The sequence below is a fragment of the Pectobacterium sp. F1-1 genome (assembly GCF_025643735.1).
Lineage (GTDB): Bacteria > Pseudomonadota > Gammaproteobacteria > Enterobacterales > Enterobacteriaceae > Pectobacterium > Pectobacterium colocasium.
The window spans coordinates 3,359,856-3,383,492 of the sequence record NZ_CP104733.1; the positions used below are offsets into that span (position 1 = coordinate 3,359,856).

The 23,637-nt window shown below is 51.6% G+C and carries 20 protein-coding genes and 2 pseudogenes; 11 read left to right on the top strand and 11 right to left on the bottom strand.

Annotated elements, in window-relative coordinates; translation table 11 throughout:
• Window positions 1-2 precede the first annotated feature (2 nt).
• Window positions 3-1,073 carry an ABC transporter ATP-binding protein gene (locus NAL19_RS15005; RefSeq protein WP_263057763.1) on the top strand — a complete coding sequence of 357 codons (1,071 nt, stop codon included), beginning with the start codon at window positions 3-5 and terminating at the stop codon, window positions 1,071-1,073.
• Window positions 1,074-1,101: 28 nt separating this feature from the next.
• Here the strand turns inward: NAL19_RS15005 and arnF are convergent, their stop codons facing one another.
• The 8 genes and pseudogenes from arnF to NAL19_RS15045 form a co-directional block, all read right to left on the bottom strand.
• A complete protein-coding gene (gene arnF / locus NAL19_RS15010) occupies window positions 1,102-1,494 on the bottom strand; it encodes a 4-amino-4-deoxy-L-arabinose-phosphoundecaprenol flippase subunit ArnF (RefSeq protein WP_263059728.1) in 393 nt (130 codons plus the stop codon).
• Entirely contained in the window at window positions 1,494-1,835 is a 342-nt protein-coding gene (gene arnE / locus NAL19_RS15015; protein WP_263057764.1) for a 4-amino-4-deoxy-L-arabinose-phosphoundecaprenol flippase subunit ArnE, read from the bottom strand. The genes arnF and arnE overlap by 1 nt, the downstream gene beginning before the upstream one ends.
• The gene (gene arnT, locus NAL19_RS15020) at window positions 1,832-3,502 is read right to left on the bottom strand and encodes a lipid IV(A) 4-amino-4-deoxy-L-arabinosyltransferase (RefSeq protein WP_263057765.1); all 1,671 of its coding nucleotides are present in this window, start codon (window positions 3,500-3,502) and stop codon (window positions 1,832-1,834) included. The genes arnE and arnT overlap by 4 nt, the downstream gene beginning before the upstream one ends.
• A gap of 17 nt (window positions 3,503-3,519) precedes the next feature.
• Window positions 3,520-4,413: a 4-deoxy-4-formamido-L-arabinose-phosphoundecaprenol deformylase gene (gene arnD / locus NAL19_RS15025; protein WP_263057766.1), complete on the bottom strand. Its 894-nt coding sequence runs from the start codon at window positions 4,411-4,413 to the stop codon at window positions 3,520-3,522.
• A complete protein-coding gene (arnA, locus tag NAL19_RS15030; RefSeq protein WP_263057767.1) occupies window positions 4,410-6,443 on the bottom strand; it encodes a bifunctional UDP-4-amino-4-deoxy-L-arabinose formyltransferase/UDP-glucuronic acid oxidase ArnA in 2,034 nt (677 codons plus the stop codon). Before arnA ends, arnD begins: the two co-directional genes overlap by 4 nt.
• Window positions 6,440-7,421, bottom strand: a pseudogene (arnC, locus tag NAL19_RS15035) (undecaprenyl-phosphate 4-deoxy-4-formamido-L-arabinose transferase). The gene arnA and the pseudogene arnC overlap by 4 nt, the downstream one beginning before the upstream one ends.
• Window positions 7,414-8,562: a UDP-4-amino-4-deoxy-L-arabinose aminotransferase gene (arnB, locus tag NAL19_RS15040; protein WP_263057768.1), complete on the bottom strand. Its 1,149-nt coding sequence runs from the start codon at window positions 8,560-8,562 to the stop codon at window positions 7,414-7,416. Before arnB ends, arnC begins: the two are co-directional and overlap by 8 nt.
• A 210-nt stretch (window positions 8,563-8,772) precedes the next feature.
• Window positions 8,773-9,939, bottom strand: coding sequence for a nucleotide sugar dehydrogenase (locus NAL19_RS15045; protein WP_225085341.1), 1,167 nt, complete (start codon window positions 9,937-9,939; stop codon window positions 8,773-8,775).
• 543 nt (window positions 9,940-10,482) lie between these two features.
• Here NAL19_RS15045 and NAL19_RS15050 point away from each other — a divergent pair.
• The 3 genes from NAL19_RS15050 to ybcJ all read left to right on the top strand — a co-directional run bounded on the left by NAL19_RS15050 (window position 10,483) and on the right by ybcJ (window position 13,246).
• The gene (locus NAL19_RS15050) at window positions 10,483-12,030 is read left to right on the top strand and encodes a sensor domain-containing diguanylate cyclase (RefSeq protein ID WP_263057769.1); all 1,548 of its coding nucleotides are present in this window, start codon (window positions 10,483-10,485) and stop codon (window positions 12,028-12,030) included.
• A 106-nt stretch (window positions 12,031-12,136) separates the two neighbouring features.
• Window positions 12,137-13,000: a bifunctional methylenetetrahydrofolate dehydrogenase/methenyltetrahydrofolate cyclohydrolase FolD gene (folD, locus tag NAL19_RS15055; protein ID WP_263057770.1), complete on the top strand. Its 864-nt coding sequence runs from the start codon at window positions 12,137-12,139 to the stop codon at window positions 12,998-13,000.
• A 33-nt stretch (window positions 13,001-13,033) separates the two neighbouring features.
• Complete coding sequence (gene ybcJ / locus NAL19_RS15060; RefSeq protein WP_263057771.1) at window positions 13,034-13,246, top strand: ribosome-associated protein YbcJ; 213 nt, start codon at window positions 13,034-13,036, stop codon at window positions 13,244-13,246.
• A 111-nt stretch (window positions 13,247-13,357) separates the two neighbouring features.
• On the opposite strand, the gene cysS is transcribed toward ybcJ, so the two are convergent.
• Window positions 13,358-14,743 carry a cysteine--tRNA ligase gene (cysS, locus tag NAL19_RS15065; protein ID WP_263057772.1) on the bottom strand — a complete coding sequence of 462 codons (1,386 nt, stop codon included), beginning with the start codon at window positions 14,741-14,743 and terminating at the stop codon, window positions 13,358-13,360.
• 350 nt (window positions 14,744-15,093) lie between these two features.
• A complete protein-coding gene (locus NAL19_RS15070) occupies window positions 15,094-15,525 on the bottom strand; it encodes a DoxX family protein (protein WP_225085346.1) in 432 nt (143 codons plus the stop codon).
• A 422-nt stretch (window positions 15,526-15,947) separates the two neighbouring features.
• Between NAL19_RS15070 and ppiB the strand changes: the two genes are divergently transcribed.
• The 6 genes from ppiB to NAL19_RS15100 all read left to right on the top strand — a co-directional run bounded on the left by ppiB (window position 15,948) and on the right by NAL19_RS15100 (window position 22,197).
• Window positions 15,948-16,442: a peptidylprolyl isomerase B gene (ppiB, locus tag NAL19_RS15075; RefSeq protein ID WP_180741836.1), complete on the top strand. Its 495-nt coding sequence runs from the start codon at window positions 15,948-15,950 to the stop codon at window positions 16,440-16,442.
• Between the two features lie 10 nt (window positions 16,443-16,452).
• A complete protein-coding gene (gene lpxH, locus NAL19_RS15080; protein WP_263057773.1) occupies window positions 16,453-17,175 on the top strand; it encodes a UDP-2,3-diacylglucosamine diphosphatase in 723 nt (240 codons plus the stop codon).
• 190 nt (window positions 17,176-17,365) lie between these two features.
• Window positions 17,366-17,875 (top strand): 5-(carboxyamino)imidazole ribonucleotide mutase, encoded by a 510-nt coding sequence (purE, locus tag NAL19_RS15085; RefSeq protein WP_263057774.1) that lies wholly within the window; start codon window positions 17,366-17,368, stop codon window positions 17,873-17,875.
• On the top strand, window positions 17,872-18,942 hold the full coding sequence (gene purK, locus NAL19_RS15090; protein WP_263057775.1) for a 5-(carboxyamino)imidazole ribonucleotide synthase: 1,071 nt from the start codon (window positions 17,872-17,874) through the stop codon (window positions 18,940-18,942). The genes purE and purK overlap by 4 nt, the downstream gene beginning before the upstream one ends.
• A gap of 532 nt (window positions 18,943-19,474) precedes the next feature.
• Complete coding sequence (locus tag NAL19_RS15095; RefSeq protein ID WP_263057776.1) at window positions 19,475-20,764, top strand: HAAAP family serine/threonine permease; 1,290 nt, start codon at window positions 19,475-19,477, stop codon at window positions 20,762-20,764.
• 65 nt (window positions 20,765-20,829) lie between these two features.
• Entirely contained in the window at window positions 20,830-22,197 is a 1,368-nt protein-coding gene (locus tag NAL19_RS15100; RefSeq protein WP_225085351.1) for an L-serine ammonia-lyase, read from the top strand.
• A gap of 109 nt (window positions 22,198-22,306) precedes the next feature.
• On the opposite strand, the pseudogene NAL19_RS15105 reads toward NAL19_RS15100, so the two are convergent.
• Window positions 22,307-22,743: pseudogene (locus tag NAL19_RS15105) on the bottom strand (helix-turn-helix domain-containing protein).
• Between the two features lie 381 nt (window positions 22,744-23,124).
• On the opposite strand from NAL19_RS15105, the gene NAL19_RS15110 reads away from it, so the two are divergent.
• Window positions 23,125-23,592, top strand: a complete 468-nt coding sequence (locus NAL19_RS15110; protein ID WP_225085352.1) for a hypothetical protein — start codon at window positions 23,125-23,127, stop codon at window positions 23,590-23,592.
• Window positions 23,593-23,637 lie beyond the last annotated feature (45 nt).

The window sequence follows — 23,637 nt, forward strand, 5'->3', positions numbered from 1 at the left end:
TCATGTTGGAACTTCATCGCGTCAGTAAAGGCTTTAACGGACGCACCGTGCTGTCTGACATTCATTTGACGTTAGAAAACAGCCGCCGCACGGCGATTGTCGGCCCGTCAGGCTCGGGAAAAACCACGCTGTTGCGCCTGATTGCAGGTTTTGAAAAACCGGATACCGGCGTCATCACGCTGAATGGACAAACGCTCTGCGATAACGGGCTTTCCGTCCCCGCCCATCAGCGTGGAATCGGCTATGTCCCGCAGGATGGCGCGTTGTTCCCACATCTTTGCATCGCGGACAACATCGCTTTTGGGCTAAAAGGCGCAAAGGCGGAAAAACAAAAACGCGTGGATGAGTTGATGGCGCTGGTTTCCCTTCCCGCGCATTTACAGAAACACTCGCCGCATGAGATTTCCGGCGGACAGCAACAGCGTGTCGCTCTGGCTCGCGCACTGGCACAGCGCCCTGCGTTGATGCTGCTGGACGAACCCTTTTCCGCGTTGGACACCGGCCTGCGTGCCACCACCCATAAAGCGGTGATGGACGTATTACAACAGGCTAACGTGGCATCGATTCTGGTGACCCACGATCAGGGGGAAGCGCTGTCTTTTGCCGATCGGGTCGTCGTCATGCGTGACGGCCAACTGTCGCAATCCGGCTCGCCGTGGATGCTTTACCATCAGCCTGCCAGCGAAGACATCGCGACCTTCCTTGGCGAAACGCTAATTCTCGATGCGCAGGTGACTGGCGGTCAGGCCGACTGCCTGCTTGGGCGCATCGCAGTGGATCGTCCAACCGCAAGCGGTAAAGCCCGCATCATGCTCCGTCCGGAACAGATCGCGATTCATGATGCAGGGGTCGATAGCGCTGAGATCGATAATATTGTGGGGAATCGCGCAGCGACGATTCGTGCAACCATCCGTAAAGTTGATTTTTCCGGCTTCGTCTCTACGCTGACGCTGCACGTCCACCATGCCACAGCCGACATCATTGAACTGAAAACCGTCAGCCACGCCGCTTTCTCCGTTGGCCAACAGGTCAGCCTGAGCGTCACAGGGACCGCACACGTCTTCAGTCAGTAATCAACCGCTAGCGGCACGCTCAGGCGGTTTAGCGCGCCGTCTGAGCGTGACGACTCACCAGCCAGACGCCCAGCATGATAATCAAAACGCCGAGGTTTTTACGCAGGCTCATCGGTTCATTCAGCCACGGCAGGAAAACCGCCGCCAGATAGACCACCGCATAGCTCAGGCTAATCAGCGGATAGGCACGACTGAGCGACAGATAGCGCAGCACCATGAACCAGCACACCATCGACAGGCCGTAGCAAACTATCCCGCCGATCACCGTAATCACAGGCCAGCCGCCCATTAAGGTACTCAGCGGAGGCCAATGCGTCAGGGAAATACTCGGCAGCGCCAGCATCCCGCTTTTCATTAACACCTGCGCGGCGCTGGCTAACACGATACTACCAAGCGCCCAGGCATAGCCTTTCTTCGCCATCATCCCCCCTGCATCAGGTAGATACCGGTGACAATCAGCGCAATACCCCACCAGTGGTGACGGTCCACGCGTTCGCCAAACCAGTAGTGCGCCAGCAGCGTAACCAGAACAAAATTGACGCTCAGCAACGGGTACGCCACGCCGAGCGGAATATGCTGCAACACCACCAGCCACAGCAATAGCCCGATACCCAGCAGCAACGCCGCCAGCATCAGCCACCCGAGCGTTACGCGCTGGCGTCTCTCCGTCGGCAAACGCCGCCAGCACTCCGCCGCCTGTTTCTGGCACAGTTGTCCCAGGCTGGTCAGCAGGCAGACGATAGCCACCAGTAGATAACTCATGGCGCTATCTGCTTATAAAACAGCAACACGTAGCGGTGCGATTTTTTCAACTGATCGGGCGCGGGCAGGCTACGGTATTCCTCATCGGTATCCCTATCAACCTTTAGCACCAGCGCGACATTTCCGCTCCGCCGTTTCTCAGCAAGCCAGGCCGGGAAAGCCCCCTCGTCCACAAAACTGTCAGTGGAGTCGGCGTAGTTCAGCCCGTAATTCAATTCGCCCCGCGCCTTGAACAAGGTGATATCGCTACGTTTGAGCTCCCACGCCAGCCCGGCTGCCAGCCCAACTTCATCGCTAAGGACATAGCGGCTCTCCTCCAGCAGTGGCTGGTGGCTACGAATGAAGGTTTGAGGATTCTTTGAATCGACCACACTCGCCGGAATGCTTCCACCGACGAGCAGCGCCAGAAATAGCGGACAGCCTGCGACCAGATACCCCCACGATCGCTGCTTTTTCAGGCTGACAACGGCAAAGGCTACCCAACCGATAAAACAGACAACGCCCGATACGATAGTCAGCCCTTCTCCCGGTTGATAGAGATGCGGCATGATGATGCCGAGGCCAAGCGCCGCAACAGCGAGCGCCAGCAGGCCACCGAACGCAATATTGAGCCAGCTATTGATGCGCAATAGACGCTCGCGTACCGCAGGAGCCAGCCCGGAAATCCATGCCGCCATCAGCAATGCCAGCGGGGCAAAGCACGGCAAAATATAAGTCAGTAGCTTGCCTTTAGCGATGCTGAAAAACAGCAGCGGCATCACCATCCAGCACAGCAGGAGGAACCGTTCCGGGTTCGCTTTTCGTTCCGTCCAACCGCTACGCAACGCGCCCGGCAGCAGCGCTAGCCAGGGGAATGCGCCGACAATCAGGACTGGCAGGTAATACCAGAACGGTGCTTTATGCTGCGCATCGTCTTCTGCAAAACGCTGGATATGCTCAATCCAAAAGAAGTAATGCCAGTAATCGGCTTCTCGCGCATGCACCGCCAGCGCCCACGGCGCACTCAGCAATACCGCAACGACAATCGCCAGCGGCCCGAACAGCAGCAATTCCTTAATCCGCTTTTGCGCCAGCGCTACCGGCAGCACGCTGATGACCGGCAAGGCCAGCGCCAGAAAGCCTTTGGTCATAAATCCCATGCCACAGGCCAGCCCCATCAGCCCCCAGGCCATAAGCCGTTCGCGCGTCAGCGTAGCACGCTGAATCAGCACGTGGCTGAACAGCGCCGCCGTCATCCAGAGCGTCACCATGGGATCGAGCACGCTGTACGTGCCGATACCATACACGAGCAGCGATGTCAGATAGATCGTCGCCGCCAGTAGAGCTGTACGCCGGTTTTTCCACAACAGCATCGCCAGCCAAAACACCAGCAGCGCGCTCAGCGCAGTAGAAAATACCGAACCAAAACGCACGGCAAAATTGGTATGACCCAATAACCACTGGCTGATGTTATTCAGCCAGTAGCCTGCAACGGGTTTCTCAAAGTAGCGAACGTCCAGCAAATGCGGCACGATCCAATCGCCACGCTGAAGCATCTCGCGGCTGATTTCCGCATAGCGCGTTTCATCCGGTGACCACAGCCAGCGGCCATTAAGCGGCAACAGGTAGAGCAAAGCAAATAACACCAGTATTACGGTACTTTTTAGCTTTATCATGCCTTTTTCCATGCTATCTCCTGCTTTATTTATTCTTCCGTTTGCACGCCAAGCCACCCTTCCCGTCCGGGAAACGGCGCGCGGTCAATCCGCCCGACGGGCAGCGTGGCGCGGTCATCAGGCAGCAATGAGGAAAGCGGACAAAATTCGATGTGCTGCTGACGGGCACGAAGCAGCAATTGGCGGAACAGCGCCAGCTTCGCGCCCCCTTCTACCTCCGCATGGATGGTGTAGACCGGCACGCCGCGATCCTGCTGGATCGCCTCAAGTATAAAGTCGTTGAATTCACCGTCACTCACGCGCTCACCGATAACTTCATCGTAAGTCGGCAGCGTTACCGGGATCTGCACGGTACCCAACTCACCATTTTTCAGGCGGGGTCGAAAAGGTCGGGTGCCGCGACAGTCGCTGTTATAGTCCAGATTCCAGCGCTGCTTCATCTCAACAACGCGCGAGTCGGCTCGCCAGCCCGCCACCGCAGAACAACGCACCGGTGATGGCAGCATCGGTGTCAGCGCATCTATTCCTTCACGGAACTGCGTGGCTAATTGCGCATCCGACCAGCGGGCGACATTCGCCTGCCAGCCGTGATGATCCCAGGCGTGTAACCCCACTTCATGCCCGGCATCGTGCGTCTGGCGGATTAACGAACCAAACCGTGCGCCGATATGGCGCCCCGGCCACGCCGTGCCGGCCAGCAAGATATCCCAACCGTAGAGCGAGGCCGCGTTGGAACGCAGCATCTTCCATAAAAAGCGCGGACGCAGCAGGCGCCACAGGTGACGCCCCATGTTGTCCGGCCCGACGCTAAAAAAGAAACTCGCCTGGATATCGAACTCCGCTAACACATCCAGCAGCGCGGGCACACCGTCCCGCGTACCGCGCCAGGTATCGACATCAATGCGCAGGCCGACGCGCGTCATCCCTGCGCATCCGTGGCGTCATCAGCGTGCTGGAGATCAACGGTACGCAGGAAATAGTCCAGCGTTTCCGCGACGGTTTGCTCCATCTTCACCGTCGGTTCCCATTCCAGCAGTCGTTTGGCGTTGCGAATGCTCGGCGTACGATGCGCCACATCCTGATAACCTTTGCCGTAATAACTGCTGCTTTCCACTTCAATAAACCCGGCGAACGGCGGGAAGCGGTCACGCAGCGGATGGTCATTAAAGCTGGTCAGCAGCATTTCGCCCAGTTCGCGGATACTGGCTTCATTGTGCGGGTTACCGATGTTGATAATCTGCCCGTCACACTGGCCGTTGCGGTTTTCAATAATACGGAACAATGCTTCGATGCCGTCGTGAATGTCGGTAAAACAACGCTTCTGCGCCCCGCCATCTACCAGTTTGATCGGCGATCCTTCCACCAGATTGAGGATCAATTGAGTAATGGCGCGAGAGCTGCCGATGCGCGCGGCATCCAGCGTATCCAGACGCGGCCCCATCCAGTTAAACGGACGGAACAGCGTGAAACGTAAACCACTTTTCGCACCGTACGCCCAGATCACTCGATCCAGCAACTGCTTGGACACAGAGTAAATCCAGCGCTGCTTGTTGATCGGCCCGACAATCAGGCGTGAGTTATCTTCATCAAACTCTTTGTCATCACACATGCCGTACACTTCTGAGGTGGACGGGAAAACAATGCGTTTGTTGTAGCGCACGCAGTCGCGCACAATTTTCAGGTTCTCTTCAAAATCCAGCTCAAACACGCGCAGCGGGTTACGGGTGTATTCGATAGGTGTCGCAATCGCCACCAGCGGCAGAATGACATCGCATTTCTTGATGTGGTATTCGATCCATTCGTTATGGATGCTGATATCGCCTTCCACAAAATGGAAACGCGGATCGCCAAGAAAACGGGCGATAGCATCTGAGCTGATATCCAGCCCGTAGATCTCATAGCGATCGTCACGCAGCAGGCGCTCGGTCAGATGGTTACCGATAAAACCGTTCACACCGAGGATCAGGACGCGCGTGCGGCGTCGTTGCACACGGCTGGCGAGGTTACCCAGTTTCGCCTGGGGCACCATGCCCATTTCCGCCGCCAGTCGGCTACCCGACATATACAGCCCGGTCTCACTCTGTCCGCTGACGATCTCAAGCGCGTCTTCACCACAGGCCACCACCAGCGGCGATGTCGAGATAATCGAGCCCGGTTTATGCTTCACGCCATTGGCTCTCACATCGTTGCTTTTAACGCGATTAACCTTCACTACACGAGCACGCCAGACGATCACTTTACGCTCACCGAGGAACGTAAACGCCCCCGGATACGGCTCCGTCACCGCGCGAATCAGGTTATTGATCTCGCGGGCGCTTTTTTGCCAATCGATCAGCCCGTCTGCCGCCGTGCGGCGTCCGAAATAGCTAGCCTGACTGTCATCCTGCGGCGTTAGCATAATGTCACGCGAGCGGATCAGCGGTAATTGCTGCGCCAGTAAAGCCGCAGCGGCGGTACGGCATTTTCCATGCAGCGTCAGCGCGGTATCTTCATCGTCAATCGCCACCACAGACTGGGCAACGATATCGCCGGCATCGGCGCGGGACACCATCTTGTGCAGCGTCACGCCCGTCTGCGTTTCGCCGTTCACCAGTACCCAATTCACCGGCGCCCGTCCACGGTAGCGCGGCAGCAGCGACCCGTGCAGATTGAAAGCGCCAAACGACGGCAACTGGAGAATGTCGTCACTTAATAGCGTGCGGTAATAGAAGGAAAAAATAACATCCGGTGCCAGTTCGCGAATGCGGTTCACCCAAAGCGGGTGGTTAACGTCTTCCGGCGCAAACACCGGCACATCCATATCGGCTGCCGCTTTCGCCACCGACGCATAGAAGTGATTCTCGCCCGGCGCATCGCTGTGCGTGAACACCGCCTGAATCTCATAGCCTGCGAGCTTTAACGCCTCAAGGCCGACGCAGCCGATATCGTGGTAGGCAAATACGATCGCTTTCATTCTTCTTCATCCCGTAAACTGGTGGTCAGTGGCGTTGCCGCACTCACTGTTTTTTGCACAAAATAGCGTGGCCGGGCCCGCACATCGGTATAGATACGACCGATGTATTCCCAATAGCCCCATCCCGACGAACTGCGCGCCGATAAACATAAACAGCACGGCAAACAGCGTGAACACCCCCTCTGCCGCCCATTCCGCCCCTAAGAACAAACGCAGGCCGATCAACAACAGCGCCAACAGGAAACCCGACAGCGCGACGACGCTGCCAATCAGGCTGAGTATGCGCAGTGGCGTCGTCGTCAGGCAGGTCAGCAGGTCGTACATCAGGTTAATCAGCTTCAGAAAGCTGTATTTGGACGTGCCGAATTCGCGCTCGGCATGCATCACATCGATCTCGATGGTTTTCCGCGCGAACGTGTTGGCCAGAATAGGAATAAAGGTGCTGCGTTCATGACAGTGCAGCATCGCGCTGACAATGTGACGACGATAGGCACGTAGCATGCAGCCGTAATCCGCCATAGATTTCCCGGTCGAACGCCGGATCATCAGGTTGATGGTTTTCGAGGCCAGCTTGCGAAACAGCGAATCCTGCCGGTTTGCCCGCACGGTGCCAACCACGTCATACCCTTGCGCGGCATACTCCACCAACCGTGGAATTTCCTCCGGCGGGTTTTGCAAATCGGCATCCAGCGTAATGACCACATCCCCCACCGCCTGCTGAAACCCAGCCATAATGGCCGAGTGCTGACCATAGTTACGGTTCAGCAGCACGGCGATAATGTGCTTTTCCGGGTCGTTCGCCGCCTCAGTCAGCAGGTCCGCTGAGCGATCGCTGCTGCCATCATCAACCAGAATAATTTCCCAGGGTTTACCAGTCTGCCGACAGGCCGCCAACGTGCGTTCAATCAGCGCCGGCAGGCTCTCTTCTTCGTTATAAACGGGAATCACAATAGATACATTTTTGATGTCATCAATCACGAACAGACTCCAGAATCGAGGTTAGCGCCGCGACAACGCGATCGACATCGCTGTCCTGCATATCGGGAAACAGCGGCAGCGTCATAAGCGATGCCGAATTCCATTCCGTTTCCGGCAGGTGCAAATGGGGATAGCGCTCACGGTAATATTTCTGCGTATGCACCGCTCTGAAATGCAGCCCGGTGCCAATGCCGCGCGCTTGCAGTGCCGCCATCAGGCTATCGCGCGATATACCGCACCGCGTTTCATCCACGCGCACCATAAACAGATGCCAGGCGTGCAGATGGGGATAGTCAGGAACCGCCAGCGGCTTGAGCGGCAGCGAGCGCAGTTGTGTGAGATAACGTGCGGCAAGCTGCTGACGGCGGGCGTTGATTGCCGGGAGTTTATCCAGTTGAACCAGCGCAATCGCTGCATTGATATCCGCCAGATTGTATTTAAACCCCGGCATCACCACTTCAGCCTGCGGCTTGCGACCTTGTCGCTGCCTGTCGAACGCATCAACGCCTAGCCCGTGAAACTTCAGGCTGCGTATACGCTCTGCGAGCGCCTCGTCGTCCGTCACCACCATGCCGCCTTCCGCACAGGTGATATTTTTAATCGCGTGAAACGAGAAAATGGCGGTGCCGCGTGCACCGATCCACTCATGGCGATATTGCGTCCCGACGGCATGCGCCGCATCCTCTATCAGCGGAATACCGTAGCGCTCGCTGATATCCCGCAGCGCCGTCAGATCGGCCGGAGCGCCAGCATAGTGCACGGGAATAATGGCTTTGGTTTTCGGTGTGATGGCTGCCTCGATATCCTGCGGTCGCACCATCAACGTATGCCGATCCACGTCAACCATCACCGGTTCCGCTCCCAGGAGCGTGATGATATTGACGGTTGAAACCCAGGTCTGGGACGGCGTAATCACCTCGTCGCCGGGGCCAATGCCAAGCGCCATCAGCGTCACGTGCATCCCGCCCGTCGCAGAACTCACCGCAATCGCCTGTCGGCACCCGACCTGCTGGCAAAATGCCTGTTCTAATTGCTGGCACTTCGGGCCCGTGGTTATCCAGCCGGAACGTAATACTTCCGCCACGGCAGCAATTTCCTCTTCGCCCATATTCGGGCGGGAAAAAGGCAAAAAATCCGTCATAACGTATTCCCAAAATAAATAATGGCGACAAATCATCATTGAGCAGTCTAAATAACGAAGCCTTAAGCCAACCTTAATTTATTACGACAATCATAAAACCATAGATAAACGGCACAACGTGACAAGCGGCAAAAAACATAATTAATTACAATGCAAAAATGAACTTTCCGCTAATAGCGAAATGTCGATTTATTTATTTACAACAAGAAATCAATCTTCACCAAATAAGTCTCTGGTATAAACTTTCCCTATCACATCTTTTAATTCGTCGGCATAACGGTTGGTAATAATAATGTCACACTGTTGTTTGAAACTATCGAGTTGGTGAATGACAGGGAAATCCAGGAAATCATCGCCATCAATCCCCGGTTCATAAACCACGACATTGATTCCTTTCGCTTTTATCCTTTTCATAATGCCCTGAATGGAGGAAAAGCGAAAATTATCCGACCCGGCTTTCATGATAAGACGATGAACGCCGACAGTTTTCGGATGACGGCGAATAATCGTGTCGGCGATGAAGTCTTTCCGCGTATGGTTTGCGTCCACGATCGCCTTGATAAGGTTATTCGGAACCGTACGATAGTTAGCCAAAAGCTGTCGGGTATCCTTCGGCAAACAGTAGCCGCCATAGCCGAAAGAAGGATTGTTGTAGTAGTTGCCGATACGCGGATCGAGGCACACACCTTCAATAATTTGCCGGGTATTCAGCCCCAGCGATTCGGCATAGCTGTCCAGTTCGTTAAAGTAGGCGACGCGCATTGCCAGGAAAGTATTCGCAAACAGTTTTATCGCTTCGGCCTCTGTCGGGTCGGTAAACAGCACGCGAATATCTTTTTTTAATGCGCATTCCATCAATAGGTTAGCGAAGAATCTGGCCCTTTCCGAGCGTTCACCCACCACAATCCGCGACGGGTAAAGGTTGTCGTGCAGCGCCTTTCCTTCACGCAGAAACTCGGGTGAAAAAATGATGTTATCCGTATCCAACTGCTGGCTGATTTTCTCGGTGAACCCCACAGGTACCGTCGATTTAATCACCATAATGGCCTGCGGATTCATCGCTAGCACATCGCGAATGACTGCCTCTACCGACGACGTATTGAAATAGTTCGTCTGCGGATCGTAATCTGTTGGCGTCGCGATAATCACGAACTGCGCATCGACATACGCTTCATGTTTATCCAGCGTAGCGGAAAAATTCAGCGTTTCGTGTTGTAAAAAACGCTCAATCTCGGCGTCATTAATCGGCGATTTTCGTTGATTCAGCATCGCCACTTTTTCAGCTACAATATCTAATGCCACAACCTGATGCTGTTGTGCCAATAATAATCCATTCGATAAACCGACATATCCCGTTCCGCTAATCGCTATTTTCATGAAGGGCTCTTTATTTCACCACTGGCTGAAAACCATATTGCACCGCAGTATCTTTCTTATTTTTCACTCTGAATAGAGAGGTTACATTTCAATTTATTTCTTGTCCCTTTCTCACGATGGTCACACCACATACACGTCACTCTCATTATCCGAAACGTAAAAAACACAATAGCCTTATCATTAGCAATTACAGTTAAACGCCAATTAAACATAGCGTATTTAATGATAAATAAAAATTTCCTTACACCTTGTGACGTTCTCTAATCGTTAGCATAAAAACGAATTTTCATGACGTTATGTGACACAACATCATTTATCGTAGATGATTTTAGTAAATAAGCATGATGATACCGCTTTATTTTAGCGTTTTTATCAACGGTAGATGGAGACGAAATCCAGAGGGGTTACCTTATTATCAAAGCGACTTATTGTTCGATAAAATCCGGCAAAAAATCATAAGCAATTCTCATCAATCACAGCGCAAATGGCAGAAACGTCTACACTTATCATCAGTCATATTTCTGGCTAGGGATGGGACGCACAATGAAGGACAGCACGCACGACAACGCTGACCACTATCAAATGCCGCTGCAAAAATTGATGATCATTTTTATGCTCTTCATTATCACGACTATAGTGACGTTGAACGGGTGGGAGATCGTCAATTCTCGTCAACAGCTTATCAATTCCACAGAGCGAGATGTCAAAAATCTGTCTCTGTCGCTGGCACGCCATGCTGAAGATACCTTTTCGCAAATAGATGTTCTGTTACAGGATTTACAATCACGTATCGATAAAGAGGGGTTAGCGCCAGAGCAACTCATCAAACTCGGTGAAATATTAAAAGTCAGAAAGGCCACAATGCCTCAGTTACACGGCATTTTTATCTACAATGAGAAAGGAGAATGGGTCACCAACTCTGGAATTACCAACCCATCAAAGAGTAATTATACAGACAGAGAATATTTCAAATATCATCAAAATAATGTAGGGCAAAGCCCGCACATCGGCAGTGTCATCAGAAGCCGTTCTACAGGGGATCTGGTCATTCCTGTTTCTATGCGTATCAACAATCCAGACGGCAGTTTTAAAGGGGTGTTGCTCGCCTCACTCTCTCTCGATTATTTCAAACAGTATTACGGTTACTACGCGATGGAAGACACAGACACGATCGCGCTCCTGCTCTCTGACGGAAAAATACTGTACAACCGCCCTTATGACGATTCTTACATCGACCGTAATCTGTTCAGTGGCTCGCGCGTGTCTGAATATCTGAAAAAGTCCGAAAGTGGCACCACAACATTCGTCCCCACACTGGATAACATTGAACGGATTTATGGCTACACAAAATTAAAACGCTACTCCATTGTTATGGCGGTAGGTTACGACCTCAATCTTTCACTCAGTCAATGGAGGACTGACAGCATCATCTACGGTGTGATTACGCTAAGTTTATTGTTCACCATGACACTGCTGAGTCTAATCATCCTAAAACAAATCCGCATCAATTTAAGAAACCAACTCAACTTGGCCCTTGTTCGTGATGAATTGACCTCCGTCAACCGCACCCTTCACACACTGGCTCTGTTTGACAGCCTGACAGGATTAGCTAACCGTCGTCAGTTTGATATTTTCTTGCAGCAAAATTTGCTACGTGTTTCAAACACAGAGCAATACATGGCACTGATCATGATCGACGTTGATGCCTTCAAAAAATATAATGACCATTACGGGCACGTAGCGGGCGATGAATGCTTACGCAAGATTGGTCAGATACTGGAAAGCATGCCAAAACGTAAAGAAGACTTGGTTGCCCGCTACGGCGGCGAAGAATTCGCCATTATTATCACCGAGACGGACAGACAAGGCGCCATCATGCTGGCTCAACGGGCATTGGATGCCGTGCGTGAGGCGCGAATCCCGCATGAAATCACATTGTTCCCGGAAAAAATTGTCACCATTAGTGCAGGTGTCTATATCTTTAACGTGACAAACCCACCACAAGAGGTATCGAAAGTTATTGAGATCGCTGACGAAGCGCTGTATCGCGCCAAAAAAGGCGGTAAAAATCGTATCGAGGTCTGTGAATAGCGAAAGCAATCTCAATAATATTGATGCAATACCTGACAGCACGCACAGCTTCTGACAGAATAGCGGCCATCTCCCCCCTATTTCACATTGATGGGTCTCATCTCAGATGGCAGCAAAGATTATTGATGGTAAAACGATTGCGCAGCAGGTCAAAGACGAAGTTGCCGCACGAGTCACGCAGCGTTTAGCAGCAGGAAAACGCGCACCGGGTCTGGCTGTTGTGCTGGTCGGCGAAAATCCGGCATCACAGATTTATGTCGCCAGCAAGCGTAAGGTGTGTGAAGAAGTCGGCTTTATCTCTCGCTCTTATGATTTACCCATCACCACCACGGAACCCGAGCTGCTAGCACTTATCGACCAGCTCAACGCCGACCAGACGATTGACGGCATTCTGGTTCAGCTTCCTTTACCGGAAGGCATTGATAACACCAAAGTGATCGAACGCATCGCGCCAAGTAAAGATGTTGATGGCTTCCATCCTTACAATGTGGGTCGGCTGTGCCAGCGAGCTCCGCTGCTGCGCGCCTGTACGCCACGTGGCATCATCACGCTGCTTGAGCGCTATAATATCGATACCTTCGGGCTGAATGCCGTGGTCGTCGGCGCGTCTAATATTGTGGGCCGTCCGATGAGCTTGGAGCTGCTGCTGGCAGGCTGCACCACGACCGTCACGCACCGCTTCACCAAAAACCTGCGTCACCATATTGAAAATGCCGATCTGCTGGTTGTCGCTGTGGGTAAACCGGGCTTCATCCCTGGCGAATGGATTAAACCAGGCGCGATTGTGCTGGACGTGGGTATCAACCGTCTGGAAAGCGGCAAAGTGGTCGGCGATGTGGAATTTGAAACCGCGCAGGAAAAAGCATCCTATATCAGCCCCGTACCGGGCGGCGTCGGCCCAATGACCGTTGCCACACTGATTCAAAATACGCTACAGGCGTGCGAAGAGTATCACGACCACGCCGAGTAACGCCGTGGGTAGAACACCGATAAGCAGGAATTTATGACAACGTTTCATCTTGAAAAGCATCCGCACGTTGAGCTGTGCGACCTCTTGAAATTGCTGGGCTGGAGTGAAAGCGGCGCAGCGGCCAAACTGTCTATCGCCGCTGGCGACGTGACTGTTGACGGCCAGACGGAAACGCGTAAGCGTTGCAAAATCGTCACGGGTCAAACCGTTCAGTTCGATGGCCAAACGGTAAAAATCGCCGACTAACACTTAAGGCATCGATCATTTAAAACATCGATCATTTAAGATATCGACAATGGTGAAAAAAAAGCCCGCAATGTAGACGTTGCGGGCTTTTTATTTACAGAAAGATCGGCGTTACTTACGGCGCCAGATCGTTCCTTGCGGGCCGTCTTCCAGCACGATCCCCATTTCATTCAGTCGATCGCGTGCCTGATCTGCCAGCGCCCAGTCTTTCGACGCGCGCGCATCTTTACGCTGCTGGATTAACGCTTCGATTTCTTTCACTTCGTCATTATCCACCTGCGCGCCGTTTTGCAGGAACTGCTCTGGCTCCTGTTCCAGCAGGCCAAGCACGCCAGACAGTTTACGCAGTGCCGATGCCAACTGATTCGCCGCCTGCACATCTTCCGCTTTCAGGCGGTTAACTTCACGCGCCATATCAAACAATACCGAGTAGGCTTCCGGCGTGTTGAAATCGTCATCCATCGCTTCGCGGAAGCGGGCTTCAAACTCGTCACCGCCGTGCGCCGCAACCTCCGGATCCGTTCCGCGCAGCGCCGTATACAGACGTTCTAACGCCGCACGCGCCTGTTTCAGGTTGTCTTCGCTGTAGTTCAACTGGCTACGATAGTGGCCTGACATCAGGAAGTAACGTACGGTTTCTGGATCGTAGTACGCCAGCACATCACGAACGGTGAAGAAATTGTTGAGCGACTTTGACATCTTCTCGCGATCAACCATCACCATGCCGGAGTGCATCCAGTAATTCACATACGAACCGTCGTGTGCACAGTTGGACTGCGCGATCTCGTTTTCGTGGTGCGGGAACATCAAATCGGAACCGCCGCCGTGAATATCAAAATGCGTGCCCAGCTGTTTGCAGTTCATGGCAGAACATTCGATGTGCCAGCCAGGGCGCCCTTCTCCCCACGGAGAAGACCAGTGCGGTTCACCCGGCTTGGACATTTTCCACAGCACGAAGTCCATCGGATTGCGCTTCACTTCAGTAATTTCAACGCGTGCGCCAGCCTGCAATTGTTCCAGATCCTGACGAGACAGCACACCGTAGCCCGGCGCGGTATCAACGGAGAACATCACATCGCCATTACTCGCAACATAAGCGTGGCGACGGGCAATCAGCGTTTCTACCATCTCGATGATATCGGCAATGTGGTGCGTCGCACGCGGCTCGGCATCCGGGCGCAGAATATTCAACGCATCAAAATCGGCGTGCATCTCTGCAATCATGCGGGTCGTCAGTTGGTCGCTGGTTTCCCCATTTTCGGCCGCACGTTTGATAATTTTGTCGTCAATATCGGTGACATTACGCACATATTTCAGTGAATATCCCAGATACCGTAAATACCGCGCCACCACATCAAACGCCACGAAAGTACGCCCGTGACCGATATGACACAGGTCATAAACGGTGATGCCACACACATACATTCCCACCTGACCGGCGTGGATGGGTTTAAATTCCTCTTTTTGGCGACTCAGCGTATTAAAAATCTTTAGCATCAGGGCGTTCCAGTGTTTTTATAAAAAATGGTTTTCACAAAAAAATGGTTTTCAAAGAAATGGTTTGCACAACCGCACAACGTTCAAAAGGCATCGTGTTAAAAAACATAGCACTCAAAAACGTAGCATACACACGATAGGTCAATCACAGCCGCCGTTAGCGTCAGTAACATCAATGCATTCAGGGTTGATACCCAACGGCGTATTGAAACCTGAACCCTACTGTATTGCAAGGTGAATAAGAAGAGGGAATCGGCGAGAAAGGATAAAAATGAAATGACCCGGATTTTCCGGGTCATTTCACACCATTAGTTGCTACTGACAAAAAAGAATCCGCCGACAGAAAACCATTAACGCCAGCGCGGATTCGACATCACAGAGTATTTACCGCTACCGAGCAGAGCAATGGCGATGCCCGCAAAGAAGAACACAGCCGCCCCTTCAACCGCCCACGCACCGGTTTTTTCCAGAGACAAGAAATCGCCGGAATGAACGAGCAACGCAGCAACGACCATTGTGAAAGAAAAAATCAGCGCCGCAGGACGAGTCAGAATACCGAGAATCATCATGATAGGGATAATGATTTCCCCGATATAAACCCCGTAACCGACAAAAGCAGGGATACCAGCATTGGTCAGCATACCTTCAATGAAACCAATGCCACCATGTAGTTTATGCCAGCCATGAAACAGCATCAACACGCTGAAAGATACGCGCAAAAACAGTTTGCCAAAGTCCGGTTTGTCTAATAAACGGTTAACACCATCCAGAATACCCAGCATAGTTCACCTATCTCTTTAGAGTTATGTAGGAAGAATAAGAATTACTCTCAGATTAATCTGAGCCACAAAAAAAGAACACGTTGATTACGCAAAACATTGATCTGGGGCAATAAAAATTTCATTCAAATTAATTAACTATAATTACGAAAATTGATCAATTTATTTGTTTTTAAAAGTCTCTCTTACCTGATTAACGCCTTAATTGCGCACTATTCTGCCGTGCATTCGTGATCTAACGCCTACCAAAATCAGAGTAGTAAACCTTTTTATACGATTTTCTCATCCAGCTAACCGCCAACCGCTGCGCGGTAAAACGTGAACTGCTGACTCAATCGACCAGTTATGCTATAACAGCGCTCTTGTTGTTCACCGCCTTTTGTGAACAACACTCTTATCACTAAGGCTATCTAGGGTTCATTATTATGATTACGCTTCATACCAATCACGGCGATATCGTTATTAATACGTTTGCAGACAAGGCGCCGGTTACCGTAGAAAACTTCCTGAACTACTGCCGCAGCGGTTTTTATGACAACACGATCTTCCACCGTGTGATTAATGGTTTCATGATCCAGGGCGGCGGCTTCGCTCCCGGTATGGATCAAAAAGAAACCAACGCGACAATCAAAAATGAAGCCAATAACGGCCTGAAAAACGCGCGTGGCACGCTGGCCATGGCTCGTACCAACGATCCACACTCTGCCACTGCCCAGTTCTTTATCAACGTTGTTGACAACGACTTCCTGAACTTCCGTTCAGAGCGTGCTGATGGCTGGGGCTACTGCGTTTTCGCTGAAGTCACTGAAGGCATGGACGTCGTTGATAAAATCAAAGGCGTAGCCACCGGCCGCAGCGGCATGCACCAGGACGTACCGAAAGAAGACGTGGTGATTACCCACGTAACGGTCAGCGAATAATTCGACTTGCATGGCAACGCTGTTCATTGCCGATCTGCATTTAAGTCTTCATGAACCGGCGATTACCGCCGGTTTTCTGCGTTTTTTACGCCATGATGCGATTCATGCCGATGCGCTGTACATTCTTGGCGATCTGTTCGATGCCTGGATTGGTGACGACGATCCCCAGCCGCTGCATACGACCATTGCTGCGGAACTCTATGCCTTACATCAGCGCGGTATTCCCTGCTATTTCGTACACGGTAACCGTGATTTCCTGATCGGTAAGCGTTTTGCCAGACAAAGCGGAATGAGGCTGCTGCCAACGGAAACCGTGCTCGACCTCTACGGCCAGAAGATCCTTATTCTGCATGGCGATACGCTGTGTACCGACGATTATCACTACCAACAATTCCGTCGCCGGGTCCACAACCCGTTCATTCAGCGACTCTTCCTGCTATTGCCTTTGTCATTACGCGTGAAAATCGCGGCGAAGATGCGGGCGACCAGCCAGCAGGAAAACCAGAAAAAATCGCAGCAGATTATGGATGTCAATCACGACGCCGTGCTTGAACGCCTACGGCATTATCAGGTGAAGACGATGATCCACGGCCACACCCACCGTCCTGCCATTCATCAGGTCGATCTTGGTGAGTCTGATGGCCGCCGCGCGGTTCTGGGAGCCTGGCATGAAGAAGGGTCGATGATTAAGGTCACGCCACAAAATATCGAACTGATTTCCTTCCCATTTTAATGCGTTTCCAGCCATTGACTTAACAGTCTCTCACCTTATTCCCCCAGCATTTCCGCATACGCAACCGTTTTCCTCGCCATAATGGCGTGATATGCTCTACGCCCTCAACGCCAGACCCTCCCTGTCTGGCCGACGCGAACGCGTCACGAACACGTACAATTATAGGTACAACTACAGGAGCGTTACAGGCATGTCATCCAACGTTGCCCCGGCTAAAATTGCCATCGTCATGGGTTCAAAGAGTGACTGGGCCACCATGCAGTTTGCTGCGGAAATCCTCACCACGCTGAACATTCCTTTTCATACCGAAGTCGTTTCCGCACACCGGACGCCAGACAAGCTGTTCAGCTTTGCAGAACAAGCGGCACAAAATGGTTTTGATGTGATTATCGCAGGCGCAGGCGGCGCGGCGCACCTGCCGGGTATGCTGGCAGCGAAAACGCTGGTTCCCGTGCTTGGCGTACCGGTACAAAGCTCAACGCTGAGCGGTGTAGACAGCCTGTATTCTATCGTCCAAATGCCTCGTGGTATTCCGGTTGGCACGTTGGCCATTGGCAAAGCGGGCGCTGCAAATGCGGCGCTGCTGGCCGCACAAATTCTCGCCCTGCACGATCGTGGCATCGCCATCCGACTGGCCGACTGGCGTCAGGCGCAAACCGATGACGTGCTCTCTCATCCCGATCCGCGGGAGGAGGCATGAAACCGGTCTGCGTATTAGGCAATGGTCAGTTGGGCAGAATGCTGCGTCAGGCGGGCGAACCGTTAGGGATCGCCGTTTATCCCGTTGGGCTGGATGCTGAGCCGGAATCGGTGCCGTTTCATAACAGTGTGATTACCGCCGAGATTGAGCGTTGGCCGGAAACCGCCCTCACTCGTGAGTTGGCCGAACACACGGCGTTTGCGAACCGTGATATTTTCCCCCGTCTGGCCGATCGCCTGACGCAAAAGCAACTGCTGGACTCACTGAATCTGGCAACCGCCCCCTGGCAATTGCTGGCCGGTGCCGATGAATGGCCACACGTCTTCGCCTCATTAGGTGAATTGGCTATCGTTAAACGCCGCGTTGGTGGTTACGACGGTCGTGGACAGTGGCGCTTGCGCGACGGCGAACAACAGACGCTGCCCGCTGATTGCTACGGCGAATGCATCGTTGAGCAAGGCATTAATTTTTCCGGCGAAGTCTCGCTGGTTGGCGCGCGCAATACGCACGGTAAATGCGTGTTCTATCCGCTCACCCACAACCTGCATCAGGATGGCATTCTGCGCACCAGCGTCGCCTTCCCTCAGCCCGATCCACAGTTGCAACAGCAGGCTGAGCAGATGTTGTCCGCCATTATGAATGCGCTGGGCTATGTAGGCGTGATGGCGATGGAATGCTTTATCGTCGGCGATCGCTTGCTCATTAACGAACTGGCACCACGCGTACACAATAGCGGACACTGGACACAAAATGGCGCGTCGATCAGCCAGTTTGAACTGCACCTGCGCGCCATTCTCGATCTGCCGCTGCCGGAACCCGTCGTCGAAACACCGTCGGTGATGGTCAACCTGATTGGCACCGACGTAAATATCGACTGGCTGACACTGCCGTTGGTACATCTGCACTGGTATGAGAAAGCCGTTCGCCCTGGTCGCAAAGTGGGACATCTCAACCTATCGTCGTCGAATGCCGCACAGTTAAGACGCTCGCTGCAATCGCTGGCCCCTCTCTTACCAGAGGAATACCACAGCGGTCTGGCGTGGGCAGAAGAAAAACTCACCGCCTGACGGCCAGGCAACCGTTATCCGGCAGGTTACAGCCTGTCGGATAACCGCCTCGTCTGTTAATCGTCCACGGTGAATAACAACACGATTCGATGCGTGCGCAGGAAGCACACTTGCGATACCGTCTCGTCAAACAGAGAAAAACCATCATCGCGCGTGACATCAGAAAAATTGCGTTTATTATTTCAGCTACCCTTTATTTTATTTATTGTTCATTTTTTATCACCCAGCAATTAAATAAAGTATCAATAACGAGCCGTTAAAAATATTTAAAATAAAGTATCAGGATTGATATTTTAATTCCCGCGGAAATTTATTAAAATATTTCCCGTCAATTCATTTATGTGATCGCCTCAATATTATTCGCTGACCACCACGATATAGAATGCCGCCACAAAACAGTATTGACCTGTTGACATAATTAGCAATATGTCTTGTTCGTTTTTCAAACTCTGTAACGGCAAGTTGCCGGTACTGTAATTTTTATACCCCAGTACGACGGGTATTAATGTGTTCACCGAGGAGAAACCAGTAAATGAGCACAATTCAAGATAGCAGCCAGGTGTTAGAACAGGCTTCAGGATGGCGTAAAAGCGATACCGTCTGGATGCTGGGCCTCTACGGCACAGCCATCGGCGCTGGTGTGTTATTCTTACCTATCAATGCAGGTATTGGCGGTTTAATTCCGTTAATTATCATGGCGCTGATTGCTTTTCCGATGACATATTATTCTCACCGTGCTTTATGCCGTTTTGTATTATCTGGCAAAAAAGGTGGCGAAGATATTACCGAAGTTGTTGAAGAACATTTCGGCGTTGGTGCAGGTAAATTAATCACTTTGCTTTATTTTTTCGCTATTTATCCGATCCTATTAGTTTATAGCGTCGCCATTACCAATACGGTAGATAGCTTTATTACTCACCAATTACATCTGCCTTCTCCACCGCGTGCCGTGCTGTCATTAATATTGATTCTCGGGCTAATGTTTATTGTTCGCTTCGGTGAAGCAATGATCGTTAAGGCAATGAGCATTCTGGTTTATCCTTTTGTTGCCGTGCTGATGTTGCTGGCGTTTTATTTAATTCCAAACTGGAATACCTCTGTTTTTGAAAACATTTCTCTGAGTTCCAGCGTCACGGGCAACGGTCTGTTGGCAACATTATGGCTGGCTATTCCGGTGATGGTTTTCTCCTTCAACCACTCGCCGATCATCTCTTCTTTCGCCGTTGCCAAACGGAAAGAATATGGCGATGACGCAGAGAAAAAATGCTCACGCATTTTGTCTTACAGCCACATCATGATGGTACTGACCGTGATGTTCTTCGTCTTCAGTTGCGTACTGAGCCTGTCTCCGGCTGAGCTGATGGAAGCGAAAACACAGAACATTTCTATTCTGTCCTATCTGGCGAACCACTTTAACAACCCGGTCATGGGCTATTTGGCACCGGTTATTGCCACCATCGCGATCTCTAAATCGTTCCTGGGTCACTATCTGGGGGCGGGCGAAGGCTTTAACGGCATGATCGTGAAAACCCTGCGCAGCAGAGGAAAAACCATTTCCCACACCAAATTGAACCGCATCACTGCGCTGTTCATGCTGGTCACAACCTGGATTGTAGCGACGCTGAACCCAAGCATTCTGGGCATGATCGAAACATTGGGCGGCCCGATTATCGCATGCCTGCTGTTCCTGATGCCGATGTACGCCATTCAGAAAGTCCCGGCAATGAAGAAATACAGCGGCCACATCAGTAACGTTTTTGTCACCCTGATGGGACTGATCGCTATTTCTGCCATCGTTTACAGCCTGCGCGATCTGCTGTAAGCCCCCCACTCGACTTTAACGCCGATACGTTATTTAACTATCGGCGTTTTTTTAAGGAAATCGCTATGGTCAGCGTATTTGATATCTTCAAAATCGGTATCGGCCCGTCCAGTTCTCATACCGTTGGCCCAATGAAAGCGGGCAAAATGTTCACCGACGATCTGGTGAATCGTGGGCTTATCTCATCGGTGACACGCATCGTCGTTGATATTTACGGCTCGCTCTCCCTGACAGGAAAGGGACACCATACCGATATCGCCATCATTATGGGGCTAGCTGGCAACCTGCCAGATAGCGTCAACATCGATAGCATTCCGGCGTTTATTCAACAGGTGAAAGAGACTCAGCGATTACCGATACTCAACGGTCAATATGAGGTCAGTTTCCCTCTGGATACGTCCCTGCGTTTCCAGCCTGAGAACCTGCCACTGCATGAAAACGGTATGACCCTTCGTGCCTACAGCGGACAAGAGCAGGTTTATAGCAAAACGTATTACTCCATCGGGGGCGGATTCGTCGTCGATCAGGAAAACTTCGGCAAACCCAATCTGGCTGAGGAAAGCGCACCCTATCCGTTCTTTTCTGCCCAGAAACTGCTGCAACACTGCCACGATCACTGCCTGTCTTTATCCGCCATCGTCCTGAAAAACGAGATTGCGATGCATGGTCGGGAAGCGCTTGAGCACTACTTTGCCGATGTGTGGAAAACCATGCAGGACTGTATGCATCGCGGCATGAATACGGAAGGCGTGTTGCCTGGCCCGTTACGCGTTCCCCGCCGGGCATCGGCGCTGCATCGTCTGCTGTTCATCAACGATCGTTTTTCTAACGACCCGATGGATGCGATGGACTGGGTTAACATGTTCGCAATGGCGGTGTCGGAAGAAAATGCGGCAGGCGGACGCGTGGTCACTGCCCCCACTAACGGTGCGTGCGGCATTATTCCCGCCGTGCTGGCCTATTACGATCGCTACGTTCAACCAGTCACCCCAGAATCTTACCTACGCTACTTCCTGGCATCCGGCGCTATCGGCATGCTCTACAAAATGAACGCCTCTATTTCCGGTGCGGAAGTGGGCTGTCAGGGAGAAGTCGGCGTGGCCTGTTCGATGGCCGCGGCCGGTCTGGCAGAGCTTCTCGGCGCTAACCCGGAGCAGGTGTGCATCGCGGCAGAAATCGGTATGGAACATAATCTGGGGCTAACGTGCGATCCGGTTGCGGGTCAGGTTCAGGTGCCGTGCATCGAACGCAACGCCATTGCCTCCGTGAAAGCCATCAACGCTGCAAGAATGGCAATGCGCCGCGCCAGCGAGCCACGCGTATCGCTCGATAAGGTGATTGAAACCATGTATGAAACAGGCAAAGACATGAACGCCAAGTACCGTGAAACCTCTCGCGGGGGGTTGGCGATTAAAGTGGTCTTATGCGAATAGCGAATACTAAAGCCGCCTTGCCGCGTTAACTACCAAGCGGCTTAACGCGACAATCAGGGTTCATGCGTAGGGATTTATACATAAGGGTTAATGCATTGGCATTAACCCTTTATTTTTTATCGCTTTCAGGCAGCGACCAGACGATGTTGTTTCAGCCGCCGCGATATACCAATCTACCGTGCTATTAGCCGGCTTCTTGATATTTTCATGCTTAGTGAGTGATTTGGCAGGAAACGTGGCGGCTTTCTTTCTGATACGCAGCGGCGTCTGTTTTTTCTCACCGCTGATCTGCGCATGGAAGGATTCCACTTCGGCATCGAAAAGCACGCCTTCAATCTGATGCAGACGATTTAACCCACGCAAAATAGAGAGCAGGCTGCTAAGCGTAATAGATTCGCCCATTTCTGCACGCTTGATCGTCGCAATCCCCAGCCCCGCCCGTTCGGCGAGATCGACCTGCGATAGACGCTGTTGGATTCTGGCGTCTTTTATTCTCCGGCACAGTTCGGTAATAATTTCGCCTTCGTTCATGGTACTGAATTTCATCTTACCCGCCACTTGCCAGAGTCAAAAAATTTGCGCGCATTTTATCATCAATTTTTCAAATGGCACGGAAAATTGATGAACGGTATCCATAATTTTTTTATGGTCGATACACACTGACAAGGAGACTACCGTATCTCACTGTCAGTACTGATTGCTTTTAGCTCAAAACATTAATTAATTGAATAATTAAAACCATTAATAAATCACTAAAAAAACTAATCAATTGATTTGTATGATTAAAATAACAATATTGATTTTCGAGTGTGAATAACAAACAAAAACACATAAATTAAGGTAAACTTTATTCCATATTCGTACGATTGCACCGTACGCTGATTCTCTACTATTGAACCTCAATCCCATAGGAAAGGAACTTCCGTAATGAGCATCACGAACCTTAATAGTATCAACTACTCAGTCCCCTCGCTGAACCGTAAGGAATCTGCGGAAAATGCGTTTTCACTCAGTGGCAACACATCAAAGTCAAACCTCCATTCAGTTTCTACTATGACTAATCCCCCTTCCACGACTCAGTCAAGCAAGCGTTATGATTTTTCCAATATGACGCCACAGGAAGCGATTGATGCGACAAGAGAGCTCACCGCCTCCGGCGATATGTCATTTGAAGAAAGTTTGGAAATCGGTATGGCGGCACTACTCATTTTGCACCCTCCTGTTGACGATGTCTCCTCCACCGATCCCAATCGGAAAATCAATTTTATACAAATGCTAAAAAATGGGATAAGCGGTTCGCTATCACGCGGCGAGCACTTACATGCAGAACAGCAAAAAACAGTATTAGATAAACTAGCACAACTTAGTTACACGCCGATTAGCGTAAAGGCATAATGAAAAGCAGGTTCTCTTTTAAGGGAACCTGCTGAGAATGCGGTA

Coding starts and splice junctions, on each gene's coding strand:
- NAL19_RS15005 (WP_263057763.1), top strand. CDS start 3: ATGTTGGAACTTCATCGCGTCAGTAAAGGCTTTAACGGACGCACCGTG.
- arnF (WP_263059728.1), bottom strand. CDS start 1,494: ATGGCGAAGAAAGGCTATGCCTGGGCGCTTGGTAGTATCGTGTTAGCC.
- arnE (WP_263057764.1), bottom strand. CDS start 1,835: ATGAGTTATCTACTGGTGGCTATCGTCTGCCTGCTGACCAGCCTGGGA.
- arnT (WP_263057765.1), bottom strand. CDS start 3,502: ATGGAAAAAGGCATGATAAAGCTAAAAAGTACCGTAATACTGGTGTTA.
- arnD (WP_263057766.1), bottom strand. CDS start 4,413: ATGACGCGCGTCGGCCTGCGCATTGATGTCGATACCTGGCGCGGTACG.
- arnA (WP_263057767.1), bottom strand. CDS start 6,443: ATGAAAGCGATCGTATTTGCCTACCACGATATCGGCTGCGTCGGCCTT.
- arnB (WP_263057768.1), bottom strand. CDS start 8,562: ATGACGGATTTTTTGCCTTTTTCCCGCCCGAATATGGGCGAAGAGGAA.
- NAL19_RS15045 (WP_225085341.1), bottom strand. CDS start 9,939: ATGAAAATAGCGATTAGCGGAACGGGATATGTCGGTTTATCGAATGGA.
- NAL19_RS15050 (WP_263057769.1), top strand. CDS start 10,483: ATGAAGGACAGCACGCACGACAACGCTGACCACTATCAAATGCCGCTG.
- folD (WP_263057770.1), top strand. CDS start 12,137: ATGGCAGCAAAGATTATTGATGGTAAAACGATTGCGCAGCAGGTCAAA.
- ybcJ (WP_263057771.1), top strand. CDS start 13,034: ATGACAACGTTTCATCTTGAAAAGCATCCGCACGTTGAGCTGTGCGAC.
- cysS (WP_263057772.1), bottom strand. CDS start 14,743: ATGCTAAAGATTTTTAATACGCTGAGTCGCCAAAAAGAGGAATTTAAA.
- NAL19_RS15070 (WP_225085346.1), bottom strand. CDS start 15,525: ATGCTGGGTATTCTGGATGGTGTTAACCGTTTATTAGACAAACCGGAC.
- ppiB (WP_180741836.1), top strand. CDS start 15,948: ATGATTACGCTTCATACCAATCACGGCGATATCGTTATTAATACGTTT.
- lpxH (WP_263057773.1), top strand. CDS start 16,453: ATGGCAACGCTGTTCATTGCCGATCTGCATTTAAGTCTTCATGAACCG.
- purE (WP_263057774.1), top strand. CDS start 17,366: ATGTCATCCAACGTTGCCCCGGCTAAAATTGCCATCGTCATGGGTTCA.
- purK (WP_263057775.1), top strand. CDS start 17,872: ATGAAACCGGTCTGCGTATTAGGCAATGGTCAGTTGGGCAGAATGCTG.
- NAL19_RS15095 (WP_263057776.1), top strand. CDS start 19,475: ATGAGCACAATTCAAGATAGCAGCCAGGTGTTAGAACAGGCTTCAGGA.
- NAL19_RS15100 (WP_225085351.1), top strand. CDS start 20,830: ATGGTCAGCGTATTTGATATCTTCAAAATCGGTATCGGCCCGTCCAGT.
- NAL19_RS15110 (WP_225085352.1), top strand. CDS start 23,125: ATGAGCATCACGAACCTTAATAGTATCAACTACTCAGTCCCCTCGCTG.